This is a genomic window from Pseudarthrobacter sp. AG30 (assembly GCF_003116525.1).
In the GTDB taxonomy this organism is placed as follows: domain Bacteria; phylum Actinomycetota; class Actinomycetes; order Actinomycetales; family Micrococcaceae; genus Arthrobacter.
In genome coordinates, this window is sequence record NZ_QEHL01000002.1 from 17,274 (window position 1) to 41,281 (window position 24,008).

The window sequence follows — 24,008 nt, forward strand, 5'->3', positions numbered from 1 at the left end:
TCCACGTCACAGTTACAAATCGTCTCCCATAGTAGGCGCTTTGAAGCAGCTTCTCCACGATTTGCCCACCCGGTAGATACGAAACCTGCTGCGGGACCATACTGGGAGCGAATAGTGGCAACCGAAGGACGGACCAATGACGATCTCCGCAGACCACACCGCGCCGGACACCACCAGCACCGAGCCAGCAGGAAACGCGCTGACCGAAGCTGTGAAGAAGTTCGGCATCACGGTGGAGGACTACATGCTCCCCGCCCGGCACCAGATCCAGATGGTAGACCCGGACGGCCGGCTCATCCCCGAAGGTGAGCAGGGCACCCAGCCCGGCCACGAATACCCCGTGCCCGGCGACAAGGAACTGCTGGCAGCCTACGAGCAACTCGTCGTCGGCCGCCGCGTCAACGACCAGAACTCCGCCTTGGTCCGGCAGGGCCGGATGGCCGTCTACCCCTCCAGCCACGGGCAGGAAGCCTGCCAGGTTGCCGCCGCCCTGTGCCTCTCCGACGCCGACTGGATGTTCCCCACCTACCGTGACGCCGTGGCCGTCATGACCCGTGGCGTGGACCCGGTGCAGGTGATGACCATTTTCCGCGGCGACTGGCACGGCGGTTACGACCCCCTCGAAAACAAGGTGGGCATCCAGTGCACCCCGCTGACCACCCAGCTGCTGCACGCCGTGGGGGTGGCCCACGCCGCCAAGCTCCGCGGCGAGGACACCGTGGTCCTGGCCATGTGCGGCGACGGCGCCACCAGCGAAGGCGACTTCCATGAGGCCCTCAACTTCGCCGCCGTCTTCCACCTGCCGGTGATCTTCTTCGTCCAGAACAACAAGTACGCCATCTCGGTGCCGCTGGCGCACCAGTCCGTGGCGCCGTCGCTCGCGCACAAGGCCGTGGGCTACGGCATGGCCGGCGAGCGCGTGGACGGAAACGATGTCGTGGCGCTCCTCGCCGTCCTGGACCGCGCCGTCAAGCTCGCCCGTGAAGGCTCCGGCCCGCTGCTGGTGGAAGCGAACACGTACCGCATGCAGGCCCACACGAACGCCGACGACGACACCCGCTACCGCGAAAACAGCGAGGTTGCCGAGTGGCGGGCCAAGGACCCGGTCAACAGGATGCGCACGTACCTCACGGACCGCGGGTTGTTGGACGACGACGGCGAGGCCCGCATCCGTGAACACGCCGAGGCCGTTGCCGCGCAGCTCCGCGAAGGCCTCAGCGAGGACGTTCCCGTCGACCCGCAGGAACTGTTCCGCCACGTTTTCGACCGGCAGACACCGCAGCTGGCGGAAGAATCCGCCATGCTCGCCGACGAACTCGCCCGCGACGCAGCAGCTACTGATTCACAGGAGGCCGGCAAGTGAGCCCCACCATCACCACCTCATCCGAGGCCAACGGCAACGTTTCCGCCGCCACCGCCCGGGCCGCAGCCTCCGCGGCGGCGTCCGCCGAAGCCGCCGGCCCGCAGCCGGTCACCATGGCCAAGGCCCTGAACACGGCGCTCGCCGACGCCATGCACGCCGACTCCTCCGTCCTGGTCTTCGGCGAGGACGTGGGCATGCTGGGCGGCGTCTTCCGCATCACCGACGGCCTCACCGCCACGTTCGGCGAACAGCGCTGCTTCGACACTCCGCTGGCCGAATCCGGCATTGTGGGCATGGCCGTCGGCATGGCGATCAACGGGATGCGCCCGGTGATCGAGATGCAGTTCGACGCGTTCGCGTACCCCGCGTTCGAGCAGATTGTCAGCCACGTAGCCAAGATGCACAACCGCACCAAGGGGGCCGTGAAACTGCCCCTGGTCATCCGCATCCCGTACGGCGGCGGCATCGGCGGAGTGGAACACCACTGCGATTCCTCCGAGTCCTACTACGCCCACACCGCCGGCCTGAAGGTGTACACCCCCGCCACCGTGGCGGACGGCTACCGGATGCTCCGCGAAGCCATCGACTCCGACGACCCCGTCATCTTCATGGAACCCAAGAAGATGTACTGGACCAAGGACCAGGTGGACTTGGGTGAGCTGCGGCGCCTTCATGCGGAAGGCACGACGACGGGACACACCTCCGAAGGCCGGGCCGCCGTCGCCCGTCCCGGAACGGATGCCACGCTGATTGCCTACGGCCCGTCCGTCCCCACCGCGCTCGCCGCCGCCGAAGCGGCCGCGCTGGAAGGGCGCTCGCTGGAAGTCATCGACGTGCGGACCATCGTGCCGTTCGACGACGCCACCGTGTGTGAGTCTGTCCGCAAGACCGGCCGGGCCGTGGTGATCGCCGAGGCACACGGCTTCGCGTCCGTGTCCTCCGAGATCGTGGCCCGGGTCCAGGAACGCTGCTTCCACTACCTGGCCGCCCCCATCCGCCGGGTCACCGGGTTCGACGTCCCGTACCCCGCGCCCAAACTCGAGAAGTACTACCTGCCCGGCGTGGACCGCATCCTCGACGCCGTCGACGACCTTCAGTGGGAGAACTGACCATGAGCCAAGCACGTGTGTTTTTGTTGCCGGACCTGGGCGAAGGCCTGACCGAAGCCGAACTCGTTGCCTGGCACGTTTCGGTGGGGGACATGATTGTTGTTGACCAGCCGATCGCCGAGGTGGAAACCGCCAAGTCCGCCGTCGAGGTCCCGTGCCCGTACGCGGGGATCGTCACCGAGCTGCATGGGAAGCCGGGGGAGACCCTGGATGTGGGGAAGCCGCTGATCTCGGTGACGCCGCTCTTTACTGGTGCCGCCGGTGGGGCTGACGCGGATGACGCCGCCCCCGCCCCTTCGCCGGACGACCATGCTGCAAGCAGCATGTCGTCCGGCTCAGGAAGGCCCGATGCCACTCCCGGGGCGGCATCATCCGCGCCAGCTGCCTCAGAGGCGGCAGCCGAGACTTACCGGGAAGAGGAGAAGGCCGGCTCAGGGAATGTCCTGATTGGTTACGGCACTCCCGGCGGTCACGGCGTTGCCCGGCGCACCCGTGCTCCCAAAGCCTCGCTCTCGGTGGTTGAGCCTGTCGAAACCAAGCCTGTCAGCACCACCGAGGACGACCTCAGCCTCCTGCGCACCCGCGTCCCCGGCAAGCTCGGCGCGGTGATTTCACCGCTGGTCCGGCGCATGGCCCGGGAGCATGGCGTCGATCTCGGCGGCCTCCAAGGCTCCGGCGACAGTGGCCTCATCATGCGCCGCGACGTCGAAGCGGCCATCTCCACCCCGGCGGTCGAGCAGGCGGCAACCAGGCGCACCCCGGTGGCTGAGCCTGTCGAAACCAAAACCGCAGACCCCCGTACGGGTCTTGCCGTCTCCGCCCGCACTCCTGTCCGCGGTGTCCGGAAGGCAGTGGCCGCGAACATGGCGCGCAGCCGCTCGGAAATCCCGGAAGCGACCGTGTGGGTGGATGTGGATGCCACGGCGTTGATGGAGCTGCGGGAAGGACTCAAAGCCAAGGGTGGGGAAGCTCCGGGCCTGCTCGCCTTCATCGCCCGGTTCGTCACCGCCGGGCTGAAGAAGTACCCGGAACTGAACACGCGGATCGAAACGGCGGAGGACGGCTCGCAGGAGATCGTCTCGTTCGACGGGATCAACCTCGGCTTCGCGGCCCAGACCGAGCGTGGCCTGGTGGTGCCTTCCGTCCGCGGCGCCGAGAAACTCAGCGCCCGGGAACTGGACGCGGAAATCCGCCGCCTCACGCAGGTGGCCCGGGACGGCAAGGCGACACCCGCCGAACTCGGCAGCGGCACCTTCACCCTGAACAACTACGGCGTATTCGGCGTGGACGGATCCGCTGCGATCATCAACCACCCGGAGGTGGGCATCCTCGGGGTGGGCCGCATCATCGACAAGCCCTGGGTGGTCAACGGCGAGCTCGCTGTCCGTAAGGTCACCGAGCTCACCCTCACCTTCGACCACCGGGTGTGCGACGGCGGCACCGCCGGCGGCTTCCTCCGCTTCGTGGCGGACGCCATCGAAAACCCCACGTCCTTGCTGGCGGACATCTGAGCTCCTCCACGTTCGACGAGCGCCGCCGGTAGGTTGGCCCTTAGCCGGCCAGCCCTCGGCGGATGTTCCTTATGTGGAGGTAGGCCATCAGCACCAGCAGGGGAGTGTGGATGGCCGGAAGGTTGTGGGCGAACCATTTTGGCAGGTAGATGTCCGTGACCGAGCCGGTTTCGGCGCCGTACCGTTTCGCGAGGCCGGTGAGGGGGCAATGGAATCCGTTGGCGGCAAATACCAGGGTTTCGGCGGCGACCACTGCCGCCGCCATGCCGACGCGCTTGTCGGTCCGCCCGGCCAAGCCGGTGACGAGCACGTAGACGACGCACAGCTCAATCGACAGCCACGCGAGAGTGTGGACTGCCTTGATTGCTGCCACGGCGGACGGATTGTGTTTCGTGGCTGTCACGTTGCCACGGCTTCCCATCGTGACCCCGGGGCTGCTTCGGGAGTCCCCTCAGCGGCCAGCGCGGTGTCCTTGGCCATTCTGCGTTCCTTTCGGGCGGGATGCACTGGCACCTGCTGGTACCAGTGCATCTCCGGGGATGGTCCCGGACCAGAGGAATAGGTCCCGCCGAAAGGAAGCCTAGGGCGTGGTGTGGCCGGGAAGGTCCTGGCCGCTGGCGTCGCCGGGCTGGTGGGCGCGGTACACGAAGTGCTCCACGCGGCGGTCCGGGACCAGCCAGATCAGCGCCACCACCGTGTACACGGCGATACCCAGGAGCGGCTGGGCGAGCGCCAGGGCTATGCCGACGAGGTAGATCAGTGGCGAGGCCTTGCCTTTCCAGTCGCGCCCCAGGGCCTGGGCGACGGCCCCGGTTTTGCCCTGTTCGCGGATGAGTGCCTGCTCCAGGATGTAGAAAGCGATGGCTGCGGCGAGAAGGTTGATGCCGTAGACCAGCACCGGCACCTCTACGAACCCGGACTCATCCATCCACCGGGTGGTAAAGGGGAACAGGGAGAGCCAGAACAGCAGGTGCAGGTTGGCCCAGAGGATGGCACCGTTGACGCGGTCCGCAATCTGGATCAGGTGGTGGTGGTTGTTCCAGTAGATCCCCACATAGACGAAGCTGAGCAGGTAGCTGAGCAAGGTGGGCAGCACCCCGGCGACGCCATGCCATGTGGGCTCCTCAGGTACTCGCAGCTCCAGCACCATGATGGTGATGATGATTGCCAGCACGCCATCGCTGAACGCCTCAAGCCGGTTTTTGTTCACAGTTCTGCCCTCCGTCAGAAGCATAATGCCCGGTCGCTGGCTTGGGCACCGGTCGCTGCGATGTCAGACGCCGGCCGCGCCCCGCCGTCGAACGCCGTGCCTTTTTTCGATTAGGGTCTTTACGCCCTAGCCGGAGGTCACTAAAGTGATTTAGGTCATAGTCCGGATGGGCGCCCGGGGGCGTCCGGGAAGGGGGAGTGCATCAACACCGACCACTATCGGAAGCCAAGTGACAACCACTACGTTGAAAGCCCCTCCTAGGAGGGGCTTTCCCTTTGCCGCGGGCCACGGCGAACCGGCAACTGGCGGCGTCAGCCGGCCAGGCCGGACAGGCGGGCACAGAGGAAACGCTGCTCGGCTTCGTTGTCCGTCAGGATCAATGCCTCCTCGAACGCCACCCGCGCCTCATCCGGCCGGCCCAGCCGAACCAGGAAGTCACCGCGCGCCGCAGCCAGGTACGGGTACCTGGCAAGCTGCGGCTCGGCGCCAAGCGCATCGAGTTCTGCCAGCCCCTCGGACGGCCCCACCGCGAAGCCCAGGGCGATGGCCCGGTTGAGCCGGACCACGGGGGAGGGCCACCGCTCCATCAGCAGGTCGTAAAGGCCAAGGATCTCCTGCCAGTCGGTGCCGGACCAGGACCCGCTCTCGTCATGGACGGCAGCGATGGCTGCCATGAGGACAAAGCGGCCGGGCGGCCGGGACGCCAGCGCCTCGCGCAGGAGCGCCACTCCTTCCGTGACGGCGTGCCGGTCCCACTTGGACCGGTCCTGGTTCTCCAACAGGACGAGGTCCCGGTTCCCGTCCACCCGGGCACCCCGCCGCGCCTCTGTCAGCAGGACCAGGGCCAGGAGCCCGGCCACATCGGGGTCGGCAGGAAGCAGTTCACGCAGCAGCCGGGCAAGCTCCACACCGCGCTCGGCAAGGTCCCGGCGCATCAGGTCGGCTCCTGACGGCGCCGTGTGCCCGGTGGTGTACACGAGGTACACCACCGATAGGACTCCGTCCACGCGCTCGTGCAGCTCTTCCGCCGACGGCACCCGGTAGGGGATGTGAGCGGCCGTGATCTTCTTCTTCGCCCGGGTGATGCGGGCCGCCATGGTGGCCTCGGGGACCAGGAACGCCCGCGCCACCTCGGCCGTGGACAGTCCGCAGAGCAGCCGCAGCGTCAGGGCCACCCGTGCCTCAAGGGGAAGGGCAGGGTGGCAACAGGTAAAAATCAGCCTCAGCCGGTCATCCGGAATATCGTCCCCATCTGTGAACCCGCCGTCGTCGTCCTCACGGCCAAGGAGCTTGGGCAGAGCCCGTTGCGCCGTTGCCGCACGGCGCCGCATATCCAAGGCCCGTCGTCGTGCCGTCACCGTCAGCCAAGCCCCGGGATTGCTCGGGATGCCGTTCCCGCCCCACGTGGACAAGGCGCTGGCGTACGCGTCCTGGACGGCTTCCTCAGCGGCGTCAATGTCCCCGGCAACCCGCACCGTGGCCGCCAGCACGAACGCCCACTCCCGGCGGTGCGCATCGGCAACCGCGGCAGCAACCTCCGAGCCGGCGGCCCGCGCCATCAGCTGACCACCCGGACCGGCCACACCTCAACCCCGACGCCGGCGGGCACCTCCTTGCCGATCTGGAGCGCTTCGTCGAGGTCGGCCGCCTCCACCAGGTAGTAGCCGCCCAGGGTCTCCTTCGACTCGGCAAAGGGGCCGTCCGTCACCACGAACCCGCCGGCCCCGTCGCGCCGGATGGATGTCGCCGTGGAGGACGGGTGGAGGGCGGCGCCGCTGATCAGGGACGCTCCGCGGCGTTCCATGAACTCCTGGTAGTTGGCGCTGATCGACTCGCCTTCGGCCTGCCTGGTCACCGCTTCGTCCTGGTAAATCAGGATCAGATACTTGGACATTTTGAACTCCCTTCGCTTGTCAATAAGAGCCCACTCTTGGAGCCCCTACCCATACGACGCGCAGGGGAAGCCCGGATCGACAACGCTCTCAAAAAGGTCGCACGGCGTAAAGGAATTGTTAAAGTTTCGGCCGAAAGAGCAGCCGGCGGGCTGTGCCGCAGGCGCCGGCAAGTACTTTGGACGCAGTGCCGCCTTCTCAGGGACCCCCAACCTGGAGAAGGCGGCACGCCTGCTTTAGAGGCGGCAGTCTTCCCTGTATTTCCAAGGTACCGCGCTCCGGGGGGCTTGCCGCAAGGCCCCCGGGCTGACGCATACTGGGTGCCGCATCCCGGCTGGCGGGTGCAGGAACGGGCGGGGACAACATGCATGATGTGGTGATTGTGGGGAGCGGGCCCACGGGGTTGATGCTCGCGGCGGAATTGCGCCTGGCGGGCGTGGAGGCGCTGGTGTTGGAGCGGCGGCCGTCCCAGGAACTGGCCGGTTCCCGCGGCGGTGGAATCCACGCGCGAACCATTGAACTGCTGGACCAGCGCGGCATCGCGGAGCGGTTCCTCGCCGAGGGTAAGACCGTTCAGGCGGCAACGTTTGGCGCCACCCAGCTGGACCTGGCCGGCCTGCCCACGCGCCACCCGTACACGCTGGCCCTGTTCCAGAACCACATCGAGCGGCTGCTGCTGGGCTGGGCAGAGGAGCTGGGCGTGCAGGTCCGGCGGGGCGTGGAGGTCACCGGCGTGGTTGCGGACGACGACGGCGCCGACGTCCAGCTCGCCGGCGGCGGACCCGTGCGGGCCAGGTTTGTGGTGGGCACCGACGGCGGACGCAGCGTGGTGCGGCGCTCGGCGGGGATCAACTTCCCCGGCCCGGACGCCACCCGCAGCAGCCTGATCGCGGAGGTGAAGGTGGCCGGCGAACCCGTGCAGCAGGGCACAGTGGATGCCCGCGGCATCCACGGGCTGTACCCGATGGGGGACGGCATGGTCCGGGTGGTGGTGACCGAAGCGGAGCTGGGTCCCGCCACCGAGCCCACGCTGGAGGACCTGCGCCGCGCTTTGACCGATGTGTTCGGCACGGACTTCGGCGTGCACAGCCCTGCCTGGCTCTCGCGTTTCACGGACGCCACCCGGCAGGCGGAGTCCTATCGGAAGGGCCGCGTCCTGTTGGCCGGCGACGCCGCCCACGTCCATTCCCCGACCGGCGGGCAGGGCATTGGCCTGGGCCTCCAGGATGCCGTGAACCTCGGTTGGAAGCTGGCGCAGGTGGTCCGCGGAATAGCCGGGGACCACCTGCTGGACACCTACCATGCCGAACGCCACCCGGCAGGCGCCCGCGCGCTCAAATACACCATGGCGCAGTCCCTGTTCCAGAAGGCCGATCCCCGGCAGGAGGCGTTGCGGGACCTGCTGGATGAGGTCCTCCGCCGCGAGGGCGCCGCCGATCCGGTGACGGCACTGGTCACCGGCCTCGACGTCGCCTACGGTCCTGGCACGGGCCACCCCCTCGTGGGACGCCGGATGCCCGACCTGGATATCGCCACCGTTGGGGGATCCGTGCGGATTTATGAGCTGTTGCACCAGGCGCGGCCGGTGCTGCTGGAACTGGGCGGTCCCGGCCTGGACGCGGGCGCGTGGACTGGGCGGGTGCGGCAGGTTTCCGGGACGTACGACGGCGCGTGGGAGCTTCCGGTGCTGGGCGTGGTGCCTGCACCGACGGCAGTGCTGGTGCGTCCGGACGGCTACGTGGCCTGGGCCGGCGGGCACTCGGTGTCGGGCCTGCCGGAAGCGATGGCGGAGTGGTTGGGTCCAGCCCGCTGAATCCTTGCATGATCTTGACAGAAAATTGTGCGCTTGCACGTTGTTGCCGGAAGGCAGGTGCTTGTAGGCTGGCCCAAGGTCAGGCAGACGGCCAGCAACGCACCGTCTGAGGATATCCGTGACCGCACTCCCCGCAATACCCGAGCCGCTTCCGGGCGTGCATCCGCCTCCCCCCTAGCTGGCGCGGATGTGGCCCAAGGGAAATCCATGATTCGGGGGTGGGCCACATCCACGCCGTACACTCCGGGAGTCAGCAGCGTCGCTGGCTCCCGGGCCGGCGGGGAACGCCGCCGGCGTGCAACCTCAATCCTCGAAGTAGGCGGCTGTGGGCTGGGAGCCCGTGAACCGGTCCACCAGCGACTGGGCAAGATCGTTGAGCTTTTGGTTCCGCGTGTTGGAGGCCCGGCGGAGCACTTCAAACGCCTGGTCCTTGCTGCACTGGTTTTGCGCCATGATGATCCCGCAGGCCACGTCGATCGCGGTCCTGGTGTCCATCGCGGCCTTCAGGTGCTCGGCACGCTGGTCCGCGGACGCTATCCGGATGGCCAGGCGCAGGGCCATGCCCGCCATGTCCGCAAACCGTACCGCCTCGGACACCGCCCGCTCACTGAAGAGCCCGCTGGCGGGTGCGAAAAAATCCAGGACGGCCCCGGCGTCGTCCTGCAGTTTCATGGGCACCCCCAGCGCGCTGGCGATGCCCGCGGCTGCGAGGGCCTGGCGGTACTCGGGCCACCGGGGGTCGGAGTCCACGTCACCCAGCAGGACGGGGACGCCGGTCTCCAGCGCGTCGACGCAGGGCCCGTCTCCCAGCGTCTGCTCGATCCTGTCCAGCACCACCGCAGTATCGCTGCTGCCGCCAATGGTGGCCGTGTGCTTGCGGCGGCGCAGGGTCACGGCGCATTCAATAGGCGTGCCGGTGGTGTCCGTCATGGTGGCCGCCGCAAACGTGGTGATGGCGTCCAACACGGATTTGATGTCTTCCGTGCCGCCGATCAGTTCGACGAGCCGCTCGAAATCTTCTGCCATGTCCTGGTCCACCATGTGTTCAATGTAGAAGGCGCGCCGGCCGGCCACAAGCCACGATGTTGGGCCCCGTTTTCAGCGTCCGCCCAGCTTCCACACAGGGCAGTTATGGAAACGTTATATATGCTTGCTTAGTGGTTTTTAGGTCAAGCAGTGGAATTTTGTCAGCCGCGGAGCGCCCGGCCTTGCCCGGAACGGGGCTCATCGCCGGGCGCAAGCATGCCCTGGACGGGCTCCGCACCATCGCCGTGGCGGGAGTGTTCTTTTTTCACACGGCCACCGATCTTGTCCCCGGGGGATCCATCGGCGTCGACGTCTTCTTCACGCTCAGCGGCTTCGTGATCACGCTGCTGATCATGAAGGAGTGGAGCACCACCGGCCGCCTCCACCTGGGCATCTTCTACGCCAAGCGCCTGGCCCGGCTCTGGCCGGCGTTGCTGGCGCTCTGCGCGGTGATCCTCGTGGCAGGCCTCCTGTTCCCGGCCTCGGGCTGGGGCGGACAGGCGGGCTTCGTCCTGCCGGCCGCGGCCTACGTGATGAACCTGGCGCACTTTGGCGTGTTCGGCGACTCCATCGCCGGGGAAACGCTGGGCCCCACCTGGACCCTGGCCGTCGAGGAGCAGTTCTACCTGGTGTGGCCGCTCCTGCTGCTGGTGATGCTCCGGTTGTGGAAGGTCCGCACCGTCGCCTTCGCCACGCTGGCGGTGGCCGGCGCGTTCCTGCTGAACCGGATCCTGCTGGTCACCGAGGGCCAGCCGCTGGCCCGGATCTACAACGGCCCGGATACCCGCGCCGACGAGCTGCTGATTGGCTGCGCACTGGCCCTGCTGTTCACCTCCGTGCGGACCGGCTCCCGGCTGCACGGTGGGTTTGGTGTCCGTGGCCCGCTGGGGAGCCCCGCTGGCGGCCATCACTCTGGGGGCCGCCCTGTTCCTGTTCCGGGAACCAGACACACCTGGCGTGTGGTTCACGGTTTTCTGGGCTGCCGGGCCCGCGGTGCTCGCCCTGCTGTCAGCGGTGCTGATAGGAGCCTTGGTGCTTGAGCCGGCAGGGTTCCTGGCGCGGATCCTCAGCCACCCGTGGCTCGCCAACCCCGGCCGCGACCTGTCGTATGCGATGTACCTCTGGCACTTGCCGGTGTACCTGTTGCTGATGCGGCTGATACCGGCTTTGCCCCTCCGGATCGCGCTGACCGCGGTCCTCACCGTGCTGGTGGCGTACGCGTCGTTCCGCTTTGTGGAGCGGCCGCTCCGGCAGTGGGCCAACGCAAAGCTGGAACCCGCCGTCGAGCCGGTACCACGGGAACGCACCAAGGAGCCGGTGGCCGCCTGAGCCACTCGGCTCGCGGCGGCCGAAGGCCCGGCCGGCAGGCGGCCTGTGCCGTCAGTGCTGGATGCTTTCCTGGTCACGGTGCGCAGCGGGTTCGATCTGGAAGGTGGAATGCTCGATGCTGACGTCGAAGTCCTTGGCCACGCAGCGTTGCAGGTCGGCCAGGATGCTTGCCGAGTGCCCGTCGCGCATGCACTGATCCTGCACGGTGACGTGGGCGGACAACACCGGAACGCCCGAGGCCACCAGTGAAGCGTGCAGGTCGTGGACGTCGATGACGTGCGGCAGGGCCAGGATGTGTTCCCGTACTTTGGCCAGGTCCAGGCCCGGGGGAGTACTTTCCATCAGCACGTTCACGGTGTCCCGGAGCAGGCTGAGGGTGCGCGGGATGATCAGCGCACCGATCAGCAGGGACACGACGGCGTCCGCCCGGGTCCAGCCGGTCAGGGCGATGACCAGTGCTGCCACGATCACCGCGATGGAACCCAGGGCGTCGTTGAGCACCTCGAGGAACGCGGCCTTCATGTTGAAGTTGTGGTGACGGCCGGAGGCGAGCACCACAAGCCCCACCGCGTTGCCGGCCAGGCCGATGACGCCGAACCACAGCATGAGGGAGCCGCCCACCTCGGGAGGGGCAAACAGCCGGCGGATGCCCTCCACAATGACGAATCCGCCCACGCCCAGCAGCAATGCGGCCTGCCCGGCCGCGGCGATGATTTCGGCGCGCTTGTAACCCCAGGTGCGGGTGTGGGTGGCAGGCTTCAGGGCAAGGGATGCCGCAATCACGGCAATGAGGAGCCCCGCGGAATCGGTGAACATGTGCCCGGCGTCCGCCAGCAGGGCCAGGCTTCCGGTCAGGACCGTTCCGAGGATCTCGGCCAGCATCACGGTAAACGTGATGCCGAAAACCAGCAGCAGCTTTCCGCGCTGGCCGTGGTGGTCGGCTCCGCCGTGGGAGTGGCTGTGTCCGCTGCCCACGGGTCAGCCTTTCCTCATGGTGGGCATGCCCAAGGACTGCGGAGCCGGCCCGCAGCAGTCGTCGCCGGCCGGGTCCTGCTCCGCGTGCGGAACCGCGCAGCAGGGGTCCCCGCGCCACGCGCTGACGCCTTCACGGACGGCGATTGCCGCAATGACCAGTGCTGCCCCGGCGTCCGCCCACCACCAGCCCAAGGCGCTGTTCAGGACCAGGCCAACCAGCAGCACGGCGGAGAGGTAGGTGCACAGCAGGGTCTGCTTCGAATCGGCCACTGCCGTCCGGGAGCCGAGTTCGCGGCCGGCACGGCGCTGGGCCCAGGACAGGACGGGCATGACGGCCAGGCTCAGGGCCGCGATGACGATGCCGGGAACCGAGTGCTGCGCTTCTCCCGCGCCTGCCAGCGAGCGGACGGCGTCCACGGCAACGAACGCGGCAAGGGCAAAGAAGGACACGGCGATGATCCGCAGCGTCAGGTGCTCGCGCCGCTCCGGGTCCTTGGCGGAGAACTGCCAGGACAACGCCAGTGCGGACGCCACCTCGATCACCGAGTCCAGCCCGAAGCCGATCAGGGCCGAGGAGTCGGCCACCCCGCCCGCCCACAGCGCCACGGCGGCCTCGATGACGTTGTAGGTGATGGTGGCCGCTGCAAAGAGCCGGATCCGGCGGCTGAGGACCCGCCGGCGTTCCGTGCCGGGCATGTGGAGTGCTGTCATCGCGCCACGTTCCCGTCGGGGCCGCAGCAGGTGGGGTCCACGGCCAGGACCACGTTGATCAGGTCCGTGATGGCGTGGCCGATCCGGGCATCCGCGAGCTCGTAGCGTGTGCGCCGGCCGTCCGGAACAGCAACCACCAAGCCGCAGCCGCGCAGGCACGCCAGGTGGTTGGACATGCTCTGCCGTGACACGCCGAGGCTGTCCGCCAGGTCCGAGGGGTACGAGGCTGCCCCGGAAAGCGCCAGGAGGACACGGGCGCGGGTTGGGTCTGAGACCGCGTAGCCGAACCGGGCCAGCACGGGAGCCTGCGTGAGGGTTTGCATGATCCCAAAGTACATAGCTGGCTGTATTCAGGCAACTGTGTACTTTGGGGACTGCGACGGTCCCCGGGTTGCTAGTAGCCGGAGGTGTTGGTGGCCTGGCAGGTCTGGTCGCTTCCGGTCTGCGCCACCACGCTCCCGGAATCAGCTGACGACGGCGGTGTGGCGGGCTTGGTGCCCGTCACGAAGTCGGTGCCGGCAGAGAGCTGCACGCCCTGGATGTTGGCCACCTGCTGGACGCTGCCGGCCGGCAGGCCGAACAGTGCGGCGACGTCCGCTGCCACGTCTTCATACCCGGCGCTGTAGTAGACCATGGTCTGGGTGCGGACGGTGGCCTGGAGCTTGGTCACCTTGGTGAAGCCGGCGTCGGCCAACAGGCCGGCGATGGCAGTGCTTCGGGCCGTCACGCCGGTGCCGTTGGCAACGGATACCGGCTGCAGCGCCTTGTCGTAGGCGGGTGCCGCGGGTGTCGCGGGTGCCTGGGTGGGGGCGGCGGTGGCCGGCTGGCTCAGGTCCGGATTGCTGCGCAGTGCAGCGAAGAAGTTGGCGGCCGCCGGCTCGTCCAGGGCCAGCCTGTTGGGGTCCTGCGGTGCCGGGACGGTGGGAGTGGTGATGAAGTTGACGCTCGCCGGATCGATGTTCTTCAGCCGGTTGGCGATGGTCAGCAGCGACGGCACGGAGGACAGCCCCGAATCCACGGTCAGGTTCTTGGTGACCGTATCAGCGATGGTCAGTACCTTTTGCGGGTTGCTGAGTGTTCCCTCGGACTTGAGTTTGCGGGTCAGCGAGGCCAGGAATCCCTGCTGGGCCTTGATCCGGCCCAGGTCCCCGCCGTTGGCGAAACCATGCCGGGTGCGCAGGAACGCCAGCGCCTGTTCACCCTGCACCTGGGAGGTGCCGGCGGGCAGGTGCAGCCCGGAATCGGGATCGTCCACGGCGTCGCTGACACATACGTCCACGCCGCCCACCGCGTTGGACAGTTCCTTGACGGCGTTGAAATCGGCCATCATGAAGTGGTCGATCTCCAGGCCGGTGAGCTTGTTCACGGTGTCCACTGCGCAGCCGATTCCAGCCTGCTTCATGGCGCTGTTGATCATGGCGCCCTGCTGTGCGGGATACTTCTGGCCGGTCTTCGGGTCCGTGCAGGCCGGGATGTTCACCAGGAGGTCGCGGGGAAAGCTCACCACGTTGACGTGTTTGTTGTCCGCCGAGATGTCCAGCAGCATCATTACGTCGGACTGTCCGTAGCCGGAGGAATCGTCCGCGCTGCCGTACTCGCTGTTGTTCCCGCTCCGGGTGTCCGAGCCCAGCACCAGGATCTGCATCCGGTCCGTGCTGTCATTGACCGCACCTTCGGTGCGTTCGCCACCGGCGGTCAGCGCCGCGGTGCTGATGTTGGACTGCAGGCGCCAGGCCCAGTAGCCGCCGAACGCCAGGACGCCGAGGAGGAGCACGGAGACGACGGCGACCACAGCCTTGACCCAGCGCGGGGCACGGCGGCGGGGCCTGCTGTGGCGGGAACTGGCGGCGTACAGCTCGCCTTGGCCCGGATAGGCAACGGGAGTGGAGCCTTCCTGTTCCGGGCCGGGAGATTTTCTGGAACCGAACACGACGAAATGACCTTCGGGAGGGGACAGGTTTCCGCTACCCTACAGGGCCAAGCTGGCAATTTCCCCAGAATGCCGGTTTCCCGGCCGCGCCGGTGCGGTCCCCGGGCGGCGGGGGCGTACTCTTTTTTCTCGGCGGTACCCGCCCCGGAGATGGGCCCGGCCGTGGAGGAAGCCCGGGGTGCAGGCTGAGGAACGGACAGATGGATACAGGTCAAAAGCAACGCAGCGCGGCCCGCCCTGGCCGGCCCGGATGGGGACGATTTACCCTCTGGCTGGAGGATGACTCGCCGGGTCGCCTCCGGCCGCTGATCTTGGCCGTGGTCCTCACGCTCTCGGCGATCGGGCTCGTGGAGGTGGCGTCGGCGTCGTCCGTGGAATCCGTGGCGGCAGGAAACAATCCGTACGATCTCCCGCTCAAGCAGGCCATGTGGACCGTTGCAGGCGTGGTGATCATGCTGCTTCTGGCCCGGATGCCCGTGCGGCGGATCCGGCGCCTGGGCTGGCCCATGCTGATCGGGTCACTGGCAGCGCTGGTCCTGGTGTTCACGCCGCTGGGCATGTCCGTGAACGGCAACCGGAACTGGCTGAGCGTAGGCGGATTCACCGCCCAGCCTTCCGAGTTCGCCAAGCTGGCGCTGATTGTCTGGGCCGCGGCCATCCTGGACCGGAAACAGGCCCTGCTGGCGAACTGGAAACATGCGGTGGTACCGCTGGGCCCCGCCGGCGGGCTGATCATGATCATCGTGGCGTTGGGGCACGACCTCGGCACCACCATGATCATCATGTTGATCCTTGCCGCCACCATGTTCTACGGCGGGGTTCGGATGAAGGTGTTCTCCGTGGCCGGCCTGATCTGCGTTGTGGCCGCCCTGGTCCTCGCGGCAACCAGCGGCAACAGGATGGGCCGGATCTCGTCCTGGCTGGGCATGGGTTCGGACGAGGACGCCCAGGGCATGGGTTACCAGGCGCAGCACGGCGCATACGCGCTTGCCTCCGGCGGCTGGTTCGGAGTGGGCCTGGGGCAGAGCCGGCAGAAATGGAATTGGATCCCGGAAGCCCACAACGACTTCATCTTCTCCATCCTGGGCGAAGAACTTGGGCTGGCCGGCACCCTCCTGGTCCTCGGGCTGTTCGCGATCCTTGCCATCACGGTCTTCAAGACGATTGCCCGCACCACGGACACCTTCTCGCGGATCGTTGCCTGCAGCGTTATCACCTGGATCCTGGGGCAGGCGGTGATCAACATCGCCATGGTGAGCGGGTTGCTGCCGGTCATCGGTGTCCCGCTGCCGTTCATCTCCTACGGCGGCTCGGCCATGGTCTCTTCCCTGGCTGGCATCGGGGTGATCCTGGCCGTGACCCGGCCGGAACATCCGGACAGCAAGTCCCCGGCCAAAGCTGCCGCCCCGGCGAAGCGGGTGAGGGAACACGAATACCAGCGGTAGCGCCGGGAGGGCCGTTCCGGGAACGCCAATGACGGCTGTCCGCTTCATTGTGGCCTTCGGGATCGTCAGTGCCCTGATGGACATGGTGTACGAGGGCGCGCGGAGCGTCACCGGGCCCTACCTGGGCGCCCTGGGTGCCTCGGCCCTCCTCGTCAGCGTGGTCACGGGGGCGGGTGAAGCCGTCGCCCTGGTCCTCCGCCTGCTGTTCGGGCGCCTCGCGGACCGGCCGGCACTGCGTTGGTCCCTTGCCATCTCCGGCTATGCCCTCACGGCGTTGTCCGTGCCGCTCCTGGGCATCAGCAATGCACTGTGGATCGCCTGCCTCCTGGTCCTGGCCGAACGGCTGGGCAAGGCCGTGCGGAGCCCTGCCAAAGACACCATGCTGGCTGAGGCCGGTTCCGCCTTGGGCCAGGGCAAGGCCTTTGCGCTGCACGAAGCGCTGGACCAGGTGGGAGCACTGCTGGGGCCCCTCCTGGTGGGGGCGGCGCTCGCCCTGACGGGAAGCTACGGGCCGGGATTCCTGCTGCTGGCCATCCCCGGACTGGCGGCCATGCTGTTGCTGTTCTGGCTGAAGAACAAGGTGCCGGACCCGGCCGCCTACGAGACCGTCCCGGGCCAGCCGCCCGCGGAACCCGCCACCCCGCAGGTCGATGCCCGTCCTGGGGCTCCACCCGCACCGCCCGGCAGGGCTGCCCCGTTGCCCCGGCAGTACTGGATTTACGCCGCGTTCAGCAGCCTCACCATGTTTGGCTACGCCACGTTCGGGCTTCTTTCGTTCCACCTGGTGCAGGCCGGACTGCTTCCGCCCGCGCTGGTCCCAGTCCTCTACGCGGTGGCCATGGGAGTTGACGCCGTCGCGGCCCTGGCCTCCGGGTGGCTCTTTGACCGGGTGGGCCTGAAAGTCCTCGTGGTCCTGCCGGTGCTGGCCGCAGCAGTCCCGTGGCTTGGCTTCAGCAACAACACAGCGCTTGCGGTGGCGGGGGTGCTGGTGTGGGGAGCGGCCATGGGGGTCCAGGAAAGCACCATGCGGGCCGGCGTCGCGGGGCTGGCACCCGCAGCCCGGCGGGGGAGTGCATACGGGATGTTCACTGCCTGTTACGGCCTTGCCTGGCTGGCGGGAAGCTTCCTCATCGGCCTGCTCTATGAACAATCAATTCCGGCCTTGGCGGTGACCATCACCGGGGTGCAGGCAGTGGCCCTGGTGATCTTCGTCGTCGTCCGTCGGCACGCCGGCAGGCCATAAGCCGGCCGGAGGAGGCGCCGAAGGGACTCAGGCGACGGCGCTCTCAATCTCGGGGCACTCACTGCAACGGACCTCCGCAACCAGCGAGCCGGCGTCGTCCTTGCGGAAATGCGTGACGTGCTTAGTGGCCCTGCCGCAGGTGGGGCAGTAGCTCTGGCTTTGTTTTGTCCACATGCATGAATAATACGGAACGCCCCGTCAAAGGGAAGATCGGGGAACCGAACTATGTGGATGCCCGCAGCTGATTTTCATCAGATCTTGACCAAACCTGCTGGCGATCCTTCGGGAAACGCTGAGACTCGGCGCGTAGCTTGGGCTCATCAGGCAGTTTCAGTGGCATGGACGGAGCGCAGGGCAATGACCATTACAGATTACTTCGTGGCTCTCGGCGGCATGTTGGCTTCCCTCGGAGCTGCCGGGCTCGTCGCGGCCGGGCTCATCCGGGCGCGGGCGCGCCACTAACCCCTCCGGGTACCGGTACGCCGCTGTCCTTCCGGTAGTCCTCAGGCAAACGCCTGGGGCTCAAACCGGGTGCCCGCGGCGCCGCTGGGCATGGTGTTGAGGATGCTGTCCGCAACGCTGCGGACCTTGAGGTTGCGGTGCCGTGACGCCCCGGCGAGCTTGCTGAAGGCTTCGGGGTAGGAACAGCGGTTTTGTGCCATCAGCACACCGCAGGCCACATCGATGGAGGTCCTGCTCTCCAGCACCTGCTTCAGGTTGTCCCCGGAGCGGATGACGCCGTGGACGTCCAAGGCCAGCTTCAGGCTCTGTGAGGCCACCCCGGCAAACCAGGCCGCCTCGTTGGTGATCCGGGTGATGAAGGCGTAGTTGCCGTGGGCCAGGAACATCAGGGCTCCCGACGATCCGGGCTGCAGTTCGAGGGGGAGGGCCAATGCCGCTCCGAATCCGCCGTCCAGCAACCGGTGACGGTACGCCTGCCAGCGCGCGGCGGAGCCCGTGGGGTTGACCACCACGGGCGCTGACAACGCCACGCCCAGCGCTGTGGGCCCGTCTCCGTGTTCCTCCTCGGCCGCCGCGAAGCGGGCTGCTCCCGGTGTGCTGCCGGCACCGGCGGCGTAGGTTCGCTGCCTGTGCAGCACGGCGCCGCACTCGATCGTTGAGCCGGCCGTCGTACTGAGCCACCTGGCCCCTGCGTCGGCGAGCGTCTGCAGGGAGCCGGCGTCGTCCTCGGTACCTGTTATCAGGTCCAGCAGGAACCCTTGCCGTTCGGGTCCCCTGTTATGCGCCGGGCCAACCGCCACCCCGCACCCCCATTCAAGTCGTACCCAGTGGCATCGGCCGCCGCAGGTTTCCTTGCAATTTATTGGGTGGCCAGGGCGCGTGCACGAGTAGCCGGTACTCTACTTTTTCCGGCGGCCGGCGCAGGTACTTGCCCGGGCTCTTCGGGGGCCGGGCCGGCGGATGGGCTACGATAGATTCGTTAGACAGCCAAGCAAGTAGGATATCGAAGGAATTCGCATGAACCCGCATGGTGCAAGCGAAGGCTACTCGTACCCCACCCTGGAAGACACAGAGCCCAGGGCCGTTGATGTGATCAACGCCCTCCGGGAGTTCCGCACATCCGAAACCGCCATGCGCCGGCGCACCCGCTCGTCGCCCGCCATGGGGGAGACCGATCTCTTGGCCCTGCGGTACCTCATTGACGCAGAAGCCGCCGGCGTGGGCGTACGCCCCACGGAACTGGCAGGCCGGCTGGGAATCACCTCGGCCTCCATGACCACGCTCGTGGACCGGCTGGTTGCCAGCGGCCATGTAACGCGTGAACGCCACCCGTCGGACCGCCGCGCCATCATTCTCCGGCCCGCACCCGGAGCCGACGAGGAAGTCCGGCATAACCTCAACCAAATGCATAAGCGCATGCTCGAGGCCGCCGAGTCCCTGTCGCCGGAGGAAATCAAAGCGGTGATGCACTTCCTGATGCGCATGCGCGAGGCGGTGGACGCCGTCAACATGGCTCCGCACATTGGATCCCGGTAGACAACGAAGTAATCCTAGTTAGACTAGCTACATTGTTAGTGAACTATCGGATGGTGGATCGAATGACTGCAGTACTTGAACCTCAGGCGGCCGGGCACTCGATCCCGGTGACGATAGACACCGAGACTCCCGCCCGGCCCGCGGAAAGCGTGGCGCTGGACATCACGGCACCCGCGGCCCCCATGCATTGCGGCGTGGAAATGACGGCCTCCCCGGTCCCCATTGCTTCCCTCGGCTGGGCTCCACTTGAGCTCGGCTCCTCCGAATGGTCATGTGCCTGCGGGTACAGGTTGGATAGCGAACCTGCCGGAGATCCACTGGAAGCGGTCCGGCTGGCCTCCGCGCGGGTGGAAAGCATCCAGTGGGAGCTGGATGCCGCGCAGGAGGGGTTTGCCAACGCCGTGCGCGGCGCCTCCCGGCTGGGTGCCGCGCCGGACGCCCTGAGCGACGCGGCGGGCCTGACCCAGCTGGAACTCCGGGAGTTCCTCGCCGGCAGCGACCGGCTGCTGTAGGTCCAGGAGCTGTTCGACCCGAAACTCCCGGAAGAAAGCCATGACGTCACGAAGTGCAGCCACCCGTCTGTTCGGGTGCAGCTGCACTTCGTTGGTTAAAGCGGGAGAGGAAAATGTGGCCGGCCGGCTCTGGCCCGATCAGGGGGCGCGGCGAGCGGCCGGGACGGGCTATGCGGCCTGGCGGGCAGGCGTCGCGGAACGATGCCGCCGGTCAGCCAGCACGCTGATGGTGCAGGGTGCCTGGCCGGGATCGATCTTGGCCGGCAGGTGCCTGGACCGGGCTGCGGAACGGAGCATTTCCAGCGCATCCTCGTCCACCCAGGCGCTGGAGATATCAAGCTCCAGGTCCAGGCCCCCTTTGAGGGAGTTGGCACGCTTGGCCACGACATAGAGTGCGTTGATGCTGTGGATGGTGATATGCCCCTTTGCAATCACCTGGGCCTTGCTGTGGTCCAGGTCAATCCGGACCACGATATTAAGCTTCGAATTCACGTTGTAAAGCCTTCCCCGGCATTGGCTGCGACGCTGCAGCTTCTTGCATGGCCTGTTTGCTTAAGCCTCAACCAGAGTAGGGACAGAATGTGATGTGCGCAACACTGCGGCCTTTATGACATCGAAGCGATCGTTGGCCCTCCCGCTCTGATCCGTGATGTGATCAAGGCACGCCCAGTAGCACCGCCTCCGAAGGACAACCCATGAGCAAAGAACAGCTGATCATTATCGGTTCCGGCCCGTCCGGCTACACCGCCGCCATCTACGCCGCCCGCGCCGGACTGAACCCGCTGGTCCTGGCCGGCTCCGTCACGGCCGGCGGTGCCCTGATGAACACCACCGAAGTGGAGAATTTCCCCGGTTTCCCGGGCGGCATCCAGGGCCCGGAGCTGATGGACGGCCTGCAGCAGCAGGCGGAAAAGTTCGGCGCCCGCATTGAGTACGACGACGCCACCTCCGTTGAGCTCAAAGGCCCCGTCAAGCGCGTGGTCACCGGCGGCGGGGAGACGTACGAGGCGCAGGCGGTCATCCTCGCCACCGGCTCCGCCTATAAGGAACTCGGCCTGCCGGAGGAGAAGAAGTTCAGCGGCCACGGCGTCTCCTGGTGCGCCACCTGCGATGGGTTCTTCTTCCGCGACCAGGACATCATCGTCGTGGGCGGCGGCGACTCCGCCATGGAGGAAGCAACTTTCCTGACCCGCTTCGGCAAGACCGTCACTGTGGTGGTCCGCAAGGGCGAACTGCGGGCCTCCCGCATCATGGCGCAGCGGGCCAAGGACAACCCCAAGATCCGGTTCGCCTGGAACTCCGCGGTCAGCGCCATCCACGGCGACGGCAAGGTCACCGGCGTGACCCTCACGGATACCCGCACCGGCGAAACCCGGCACCAGGATGCCACCGGCATCTTCGTGGCCATCGGGCACCTGCCGCGGACCGAACTCGTGGCCGGCCAAGTGGATCTGGACGAGGAGGGCTACATCAAAGTGGATGCGCCCACCACCTGCACCAACCTTTCCGGAGTCTTCGCCTGCGGCGATGCCGTTGACCACCGGTACCGGCAGGCCATCACTGCGGCCGGCACCGGCTGCGCGGCTGCCCTGGACGCGGAACGCTTCCTGGCAGCCTTGGAGGACGCGGCCAGCATCGCGACCGCGCTGGTGGAGGAACCGACGCACAACTGAGGCAGTCCGGCGGCGGGCCCCGGGGTCAGACCACTTCGGGGAGCCTGCCTGTTAATACAGAGACCGGAGCGGCAGACCAGCGCTCGCGTTCGGGCTCGTAGGAGATCACCATCGACGCGTCGTTCTCGCGAGCCTCGTCGATGGCGAGCAGCAGGGCATCCTCCATGTGCCGGGCATACTCCAGGCGCTCCGGCAGGGAACCCTGCAGGCCGGCGTCGTCAATCAGCACGTGGCCCTTGCCGTCCACAATGACCTTCAGTGAATACCCGCGGTCCTCGTGCAAGGACCCCCGGGTGGACGCAATCTCGGTGACCCGGTCTGCCCGGACCAACCCGTTGCCCAGAGTGCGAACCCACACTTCACCCATGAAATGACCTCCCCTTGGCGGTGGGCACGAATCAGCGCCCCATAAGGCGAACGCTACTCCTCGCCGGCCCTTTTGTGACCCCTGTATTTTTACCGCCGGGACGCACGCCGGCGGGGGGACCTTCGGCACTTTCGGCATGCGGTTGGGCCGGGGGAGGGTGGTGCCATGGCGGACCGGACTTCCACCGGCGGGAGCGGCAACATTGGCTCCGCAGTGGTCAATGCCCTGCTCCTGTACGGGATCAACATCTGGCCCGGGTGGCAGGTGCTGCCCTTCCTCACCTCCGGCATGGTCCGCGTCCTTGACCTCATCAACGCGTCCCTGATCGCCGGCATCGTGGTGGGCGTGGTCTGCGTCCTGATCCGTGCCCGGGCCCTTTGGGCCGTGGGAAACCTGGTGGCGCTGGGCTTCGGCCTGGCCGCCACCGTCCGCGTCTGGGAGGTCTTCCCCTTCGACTTCACGGGCGGCTGGACCGGCTGGCCGGTGCTGGTGCGGGTGCTCCTGGTGATCGCCGTGGCGGGCTCGGTCATTGGGGCCGTGGCGGAGCTGGTCAACCTGGTCCGGGCGTTGGCGGGCATCGAGCCCCGGCCCAGGAAACGTTAGGGGCCCGGGGAGCTGCCACACCCCGTCCTTCGCGTCACGGCCCTGATGCGTTGGCGGCGGCCATAGGATAAATCTGATGACTTCCCCGGATGACGCCCAGCCCTTCAACCTGCGCAGTATTGCGGTCGCCGCGTTCGGTCCCACGCTGCTCTTCGGAATCGGCCAGGGTGCCATCCTCCCGGTGGTGGCATTGTCGGCCCGCGAGCTGGGCGCATCAGTGGCCGTGGCAGCCCTCATCGTGACCCTCATCGGCCTGGGCTCCTGGTTCTTCAACCTGCCCGCGTCCCTGGTGACCCTGCGCTTTGGAGAGCGCTGGTCCATCGTGGGCGCCGCCGTCGCCGCCGGCCTGGCCCTCGCCGCCGCCGCCACCTCCGCGCTTTCCCCGAACGGACTCTGGCTGCTGGCCGTGGCGATGACCGTCGTCGGGATGTCCGGTGCGGTGTTCGGCCTGGCCCGGCAGAAATACCTCACCGAGGCCGTGCCCGTGGCGTTCCGTGCCAGGGCACTGTCCACCTTGGGCGGGGTGAACCGTATCGGAGTGTTCATCGGCCCCTTTGCGGGCGCGGCCGTGATGCAGTTCTTCGGCATCGCCGGCGCGTACTGGGTGGGCGTGGTGGCCATGGCCGCGGCAGCCCTGCTGTCCCTCACCATCCCGGACCTGGCCGTGCCGGACGCCCCGCCGGGCGGGGACGGCGCCGCCCAGCCCACGCTCCGGAGCGTCGCGGTTTCGCACGCGGGCGTATTCCTTTCGCTGGGTGTGGGCATCCTGCTGCTCAGTGCGTTGCGGTCCTCCCGGCAGGTGGTGATCCCGCTCTGGGCCGACCATCTGGGCATGGACGCCACCTCCGCGTCCCTGATCTACGGCCTCTCCGGTGCGATCGACATGCTGGTGTTCTATCCCGCCGGCAAACTGATGGACCGCAAAGGCCGGCAATGGGTGGCCATCCCCTCCACGTTGCTCATGGGAACCGCACTGCTGTTGATCCCGCTCACCGGATCCTTCACCGGACTGCTGCTGGCTGCGCTGCTGATCGGCTTCGGCAACGGCATCAGCTCCGGGCTGGTGATGACCCTGGGAGCGGACTTCTCGCCGGATCGCGGCCGCGGCCAGTTCCTGGGCCTCTGGCGGTTCATGGCGGACGCCGGGTCCACCGGCGGCCCGGTGCTCCTCTCCGGGGTGACGGCACTGGCCTCCCTGGGGCCGGGGATCTCAGCCACGGGCATCCTGGGATTCGCGGCGGCGGCCGTGTTCGGCGTCGTCCTGCCCCGACTCAAGCATCGCCGGAACTACTGACGCC

26 protein-coding genes are annotated in these 24,008 nt (G+C 67.5%); 13 read left to right on the forward strand and 13 right to left on the reverse strand.

The features are described 5' to 3' along the window. Positions 1-136 precede the first annotated feature (136 nt). The 3 genes from pdhA to DC347_RS01780 are packed head-to-tail and all read left to right on the forward strand — an operon-like array spanning position 137 to position 3,983. Complete coding sequence (gene pdhA / locus DC347_RS01770) at positions 137-1,363, forward strand: pyruvate dehydrogenase (acetyl-transferring) E1 component subunit alpha (protein ID WP_018760631.1); 1,227 nt, start codon at positions 137-139, stop codon at positions 1,361-1,363. Next, the gene (locus DC347_RS01775; protein WP_109044261.1) at positions 1,360-2,472 is read left to right on the forward strand and encodes an alpha-ketoacid dehydrogenase subunit beta; all 1,113 of its coding nucleotides are present in this window, start codon (positions 1,360-1,362) and stop codon (positions 2,470-2,472) included. Before pdhA ends, DC347_RS01775 begins: the two co-directional genes overlap by 4 nt. 2 nt (positions 2,473-2,474) lie before the next feature. Further along, complete coding sequence (locus DC347_RS01780) at positions 2,475-3,983, forward strand: dihydrolipoamide acetyltransferase family protein (RefSeq protein ID WP_109044262.1); 1,509 nt, start codon at positions 2,475-2,477, stop codon at positions 3,981-3,983. Between the two features lie 40 nt (positions 3,984-4,023). Here the strand turns inward: DC347_RS01780 and DC347_RS01785 are convergent, their stop codons facing one another. The 4 genes from DC347_RS01785 to DC347_RS01800 form a co-directional block, all read right to left on the reverse strand. Then, complete coding sequence (locus tag DC347_RS01785; protein ID WP_240617667.1) at positions 4,024-4,386, reverse strand: hypothetical protein; 363 nt, start codon at positions 4,384-4,386, stop codon at positions 4,024-4,026. Between the two features lie 177 nt (positions 4,387-4,563). After that, positions 4,564-5,193: a TMEM175 family protein gene (locus DC347_RS01790; RefSeq protein WP_109044264.1), complete on the reverse strand. Its 630-nt coding sequence runs from the start codon at positions 5,191-5,193 to the stop codon at positions 4,564-4,566. 311 nt (positions 5,194-5,504) lie between these two features. Further along, the gene (locus DC347_RS01795; RefSeq protein ID WP_109044410.1) at positions 5,505-6,752 is read right to left on the reverse strand and encodes an RNA polymerase sigma factor; all 1,248 of its coding nucleotides are present in this window, start codon (positions 6,750-6,752) and stop codon (positions 5,505-5,507) included. Then, positions 6,752-7,087: a YciI family protein gene (locus DC347_RS01800; protein WP_018760625.1), complete on the reverse strand. Its 336-nt coding sequence runs from the start codon at positions 7,085-7,087 to the stop codon at positions 6,752-6,754. The genes DC347_RS01795 and DC347_RS01800 overlap by 1 nt, the downstream gene beginning before the upstream one ends. 362 nt (positions 7,088-7,449) lie before the next feature. Here DC347_RS01800 and DC347_RS01805 point away from each other — a divergent pair, with 362 nt between their 5' ends. Then, entirely contained in the window at positions 7,450-8,898 is a 1,449-nt protein-coding gene (locus DC347_RS01805) for an FAD-dependent monooxygenase (protein ID WP_109044265.1), read from the forward strand. A gap of 303 nt (positions 8,899-9,201) precedes the next feature. Here DC347_RS01805 and DC347_RS01810 read toward each other — a convergent pair whose 3' ends face one another. Beyond that, on the reverse strand, positions 9,202-9,939 hold the full coding sequence (locus tag DC347_RS01810; protein ID WP_043423694.1) for a GAF and ANTAR domain-containing protein: 738 nt from the start codon (positions 9,937-9,939) through the stop codon (positions 9,202-9,204). A gap of 143 nt (positions 9,940-10,082) precedes the next feature. On the opposite strand from DC347_RS01810, the gene DC347_RS01815 reads away from it, so the two are divergent. Both DC347_RS01815 and DC347_RS21895 read left to right on the forward strand, forming a co-directional pair. Next, positions 10,083-10,964, forward strand: a complete 882-nt coding sequence (locus DC347_RS01815; RefSeq protein WP_240617668.1) for an acyltransferase — start codon at positions 10,083-10,085, stop codon at positions 10,962-10,964. Continuing rightward, positions 10,957-11,253: an acyltransferase gene (locus tag DC347_RS21895; RefSeq protein WP_240617669.1), complete on the forward strand. Its 297-nt coding sequence runs from the start codon at positions 10,957-10,959 to the stop codon at positions 11,251-11,253. The genes DC347_RS01815 and DC347_RS21895 overlap by 8 nt, the downstream gene beginning before the upstream one ends. A gap of 51 nt (positions 11,254-11,304) precedes the next feature. On the opposite strand, the gene DC347_RS01820 is transcribed toward DC347_RS21895, so the two are convergent. The 4 genes from DC347_RS01820 to DC347_RS01835 form a co-directional block, all read right to left on the reverse strand. Then, on the reverse strand, positions 11,305-12,228 hold the full coding sequence (locus tag DC347_RS01820; protein ID WP_018760620.1) for a cation diffusion facilitator family transporter: 924 nt from the start codon (positions 12,226-12,228) through the stop codon (positions 11,305-11,307). Positions 12,229-12,231: 3 nt separating this feature from the next. After that, positions 12,232-12,939 (reverse strand): cation transporter, encoded by a 708-nt coding sequence (locus DC347_RS01825; RefSeq protein WP_018760619.1) that lies wholly within the window; start codon positions 12,937-12,939, stop codon positions 12,232-12,234. Then, positions 12,936-13,262, reverse strand: a complete 327-nt coding sequence (locus tag DC347_RS01830) for a helix-turn-helix transcriptional regulator (protein WP_026264332.1) — start codon at positions 13,260-13,262, stop codon at positions 12,936-12,938. Before DC347_RS01830 ends, DC347_RS01825 begins: the two co-directional genes overlap by 4 nt. Before the next feature lie 71 nt (positions 13,263-13,333). Beyond that, positions 13,334-14,794 carry an LCP family protein gene (locus DC347_RS01835; protein WP_109044411.1) on the reverse strand — a complete coding sequence of 487 codons (1,461 nt, stop codon included), beginning with the start codon at positions 14,792-14,794 and terminating at the stop codon, positions 13,334-13,336. A 275-nt stretch (positions 14,795-15,069) separates the two neighbouring features. Here DC347_RS01835 and ftsW point away from each other — a divergent pair, with 275 nt between their 5' ends. Both ftsW and DC347_RS01845 read left to right on the forward strand, forming a co-directional pair. Further along, entirely contained in the window at positions 15,070-16,314 is a 1,245-nt protein-coding gene (gene ftsW / locus DC347_RS01840; RefSeq protein ID WP_240617670.1) for a putative lipid II flippase FtsW, read from the forward strand. A gap of 28 nt (positions 16,315-16,342) precedes the next feature. After that, positions 16,343-17,557 carry an MFS transporter gene (locus DC347_RS01845; protein WP_109044266.1) on the forward strand — a complete coding sequence of 405 codons (1,215 nt, stop codon included), beginning with the start codon at positions 16,343-16,345 and terminating at the stop codon, positions 17,555-17,557. 27 nt (positions 17,558-17,584) lie between these two features. Here DC347_RS01845 and DC347_RS21610 read toward each other — a convergent pair whose 3' ends face one another. Both DC347_RS21610 and DC347_RS01850 read right to left on the reverse strand, forming a co-directional pair. After that, positions 17,585-17,731: a hypothetical protein gene (locus DC347_RS21610; protein ID WP_165837969.1), complete on the reverse strand. Its 147-nt coding sequence runs from the start codon at positions 17,729-17,731 to the stop codon at positions 17,585-17,587. 329 nt (positions 17,732-18,060) lie between these two features. Next, on the reverse strand, positions 18,061-18,819 hold the full coding sequence (locus DC347_RS01850) for an ANTAR domain-containing protein (RefSeq protein WP_109044267.1): 759 nt from the start codon (positions 18,817-18,819) through the stop codon (positions 18,061-18,063). Between the two features lie 217 nt (positions 18,820-19,036). Between DC347_RS01850 and DC347_RS01855 the strand changes: the two genes are divergently transcribed. Both DC347_RS01855 and DC347_RS01860 read left to right on the forward strand, forming a co-directional pair. Beyond that, positions 19,037-19,555 carry a MarR family winged helix-turn-helix transcriptional regulator gene (locus tag DC347_RS01855; protein WP_109044268.1) on the forward strand — a complete coding sequence of 173 codons (519 nt, stop codon included), beginning with the start codon at positions 19,037-19,039 and terminating at the stop codon, positions 19,553-19,555. A 62-nt stretch (positions 19,556-19,617) separates the two neighbouring features. After that, entirely contained in the window at positions 19,618-20,067 is a 450-nt protein-coding gene (locus DC347_RS01860) for a hypothetical protein (protein WP_240617671.1), read from the forward strand. A 168-nt stretch (positions 20,068-20,235) separates the two neighbouring features. Here the strand turns inward: DC347_RS01860 and DC347_RS01865 are convergent, their stop codons facing one another. Then, positions 20,236-20,559, reverse strand: a complete 324-nt coding sequence (locus DC347_RS01865; protein ID WP_018760610.1) for a hypothetical protein — start codon at positions 20,557-20,559, stop codon at positions 20,236-20,238. A 203-nt stretch (positions 20,560-20,762) separates the two neighbouring features. Here DC347_RS01865 and trxB point away from each other — a divergent pair, with 203 nt between their 5' ends. Then, on the forward strand, positions 20,763-21,740 hold the full coding sequence (trxB, locus tag DC347_RS01870) for a thioredoxin-disulfide reductase (RefSeq protein ID WP_109044269.1): 978 nt from the start codon (positions 20,763-20,765) through the stop codon (positions 21,738-21,740). Between the two features lie 25 nt (positions 21,741-21,765). On the opposite strand, the gene DC347_RS01875 is transcribed toward trxB, so the two are convergent. Beyond that, positions 21,766-22,107, reverse strand: coding sequence for a hypothetical protein (locus DC347_RS01875; protein WP_018760608.1), 342 nt, complete (start codon positions 22,105-22,107; stop codon positions 21,766-21,768). A 165-nt stretch (positions 22,108-22,272) separates the two neighbouring features. Here DC347_RS01875 and DC347_RS01880 point away from each other — a divergent pair, with 165 nt between their 5' ends. Then, positions 22,273-22,710 carry a hypothetical protein gene (locus DC347_RS01880; protein ID WP_109044270.1) on the forward strand — a complete coding sequence of 146 codons (438 nt, stop codon included), beginning with the start codon at positions 22,273-22,275 and terminating at the stop codon, positions 22,708-22,710. A 76-nt stretch (positions 22,711-22,786) separates the two neighbouring features. After that, positions 22,787-24,004, forward strand: a complete 1,218-nt coding sequence (locus DC347_RS01885; protein ID WP_109044271.1) for an MFS transporter — start codon at positions 22,787-22,789, stop codon at positions 24,002-24,004. The last annotated feature ends 4 nt before the right edge of the window (positions 24,005-24,008 follow it).

Bases quoted from the DNA above. Each gene is read 5' to 3' on its own strand.
- pdhA (WP_018760631.1), top strand. From the start codon at position 137: ATGACGATCTCCGCAGACCACACCGCGCCGGACACCACCAGCACCGAG.
- DC347_RS01780 (WP_109044262.1), top strand. From the start codon at position 2,475: ATGAGCCAAGCACGTGTGTTTTTGTTGCCGGACCTGGGCGAAGGCCTG.
- DC347_RS01795 (WP_109044410.1), bottom strand. From the start codon at position 6,752: ATGGCGCGGGCCGCCGGCTCGGAGGTTGCTGCCGCGGTTGCCGATGCG.
- DC347_RS01800 (WP_018760625.1), bottom strand. From the start codon at position 7,087: ATGTCCAAGTATCTGATCCTGATTTACCAGGACGAAGCGGTGACCAGG.
- DC347_RS01805 (WP_109044265.1), top strand. From the start codon at position 7,450: ATGCATGATGTGGTGATTGTGGGGAGCGGGCCCACGGGGTTGATGCTC.
- DC347_RS01810 (WP_043423694.1), bottom strand. From the start codon at position 9,939: ATGGTGGACCAGGACATGGCAGAAGATTTCGAGCGGCTCGTCGAACTG.
- DC347_RS01825 (WP_018760619.1), bottom strand. From the start codon at position 12,939: ATGACAGCACTCCACATGCCCGGCACGGAACGCCGGCGGGTCCTCAGC.
- DC347_RS01830 (WP_026264332.1), bottom strand. From the start codon at position 13,262: ATGCAAACCCTCACGCAGGCTCCCGTGCTGGCCCGGTTCGGCTACGCG.
- ftsW (WP_240617670.1), top strand. From the start codon at position 15,070: ATGGATACAGGTCAAAAGCAACGCAGCGCGGCCCGCCCTGGCCGGCCC.
- DC347_RS01845 (WP_109044266.1), top strand. From the start codon at position 16,343: ATGACGGCTGTCCGCTTCATTGTGGCCTTCGGGATCGTCAGTGCCCTG.
- DC347_RS21610 (WP_165837969.1), bottom strand. From the start codon at position 17,731: ATGTGGACAAAACAAAGCCAGAGCTACTGCCCCACCTGCGGCAGGGCC.
- DC347_RS01855 (WP_109044268.1), top strand. From the start codon at position 19,037: ATGAACCCGCATGGTGCAAGCGAAGGCTACTCGTACCCCACCCTGGAA.
- DC347_RS01860 (WP_240617671.1), top strand. From the start codon at position 19,618: ATGACTGCAGTACTTGAACCTCAGGCGGCCGGGCACTCGATCCCGGTG.
- trxB (WP_109044269.1), top strand. From the start codon at position 20,763: ATGAGCAAAGAACAGCTGATCATTATCGGTTCCGGCCCGTCCGGCTAC.
- DC347_RS01875 (WP_018760608.1), bottom strand. From the start codon at position 22,107: ATGGGTGAAGTGTGGGTTCGCACTCTGGGCAACGGGTTGGTCCGGGCA.
- DC347_RS01880 (WP_109044270.1), top strand. From the start codon at position 22,273: ATGGCGGACCGGACTTCCACCGGCGGGAGCGGCAACATTGGCTCCGCA.
- DC347_RS01885 (WP_109044271.1), top strand. From the start codon at position 22,787: ATGACTTCCCCGGATGACGCCCAGCCCTTCAACCTGCGCAGTATTGCG.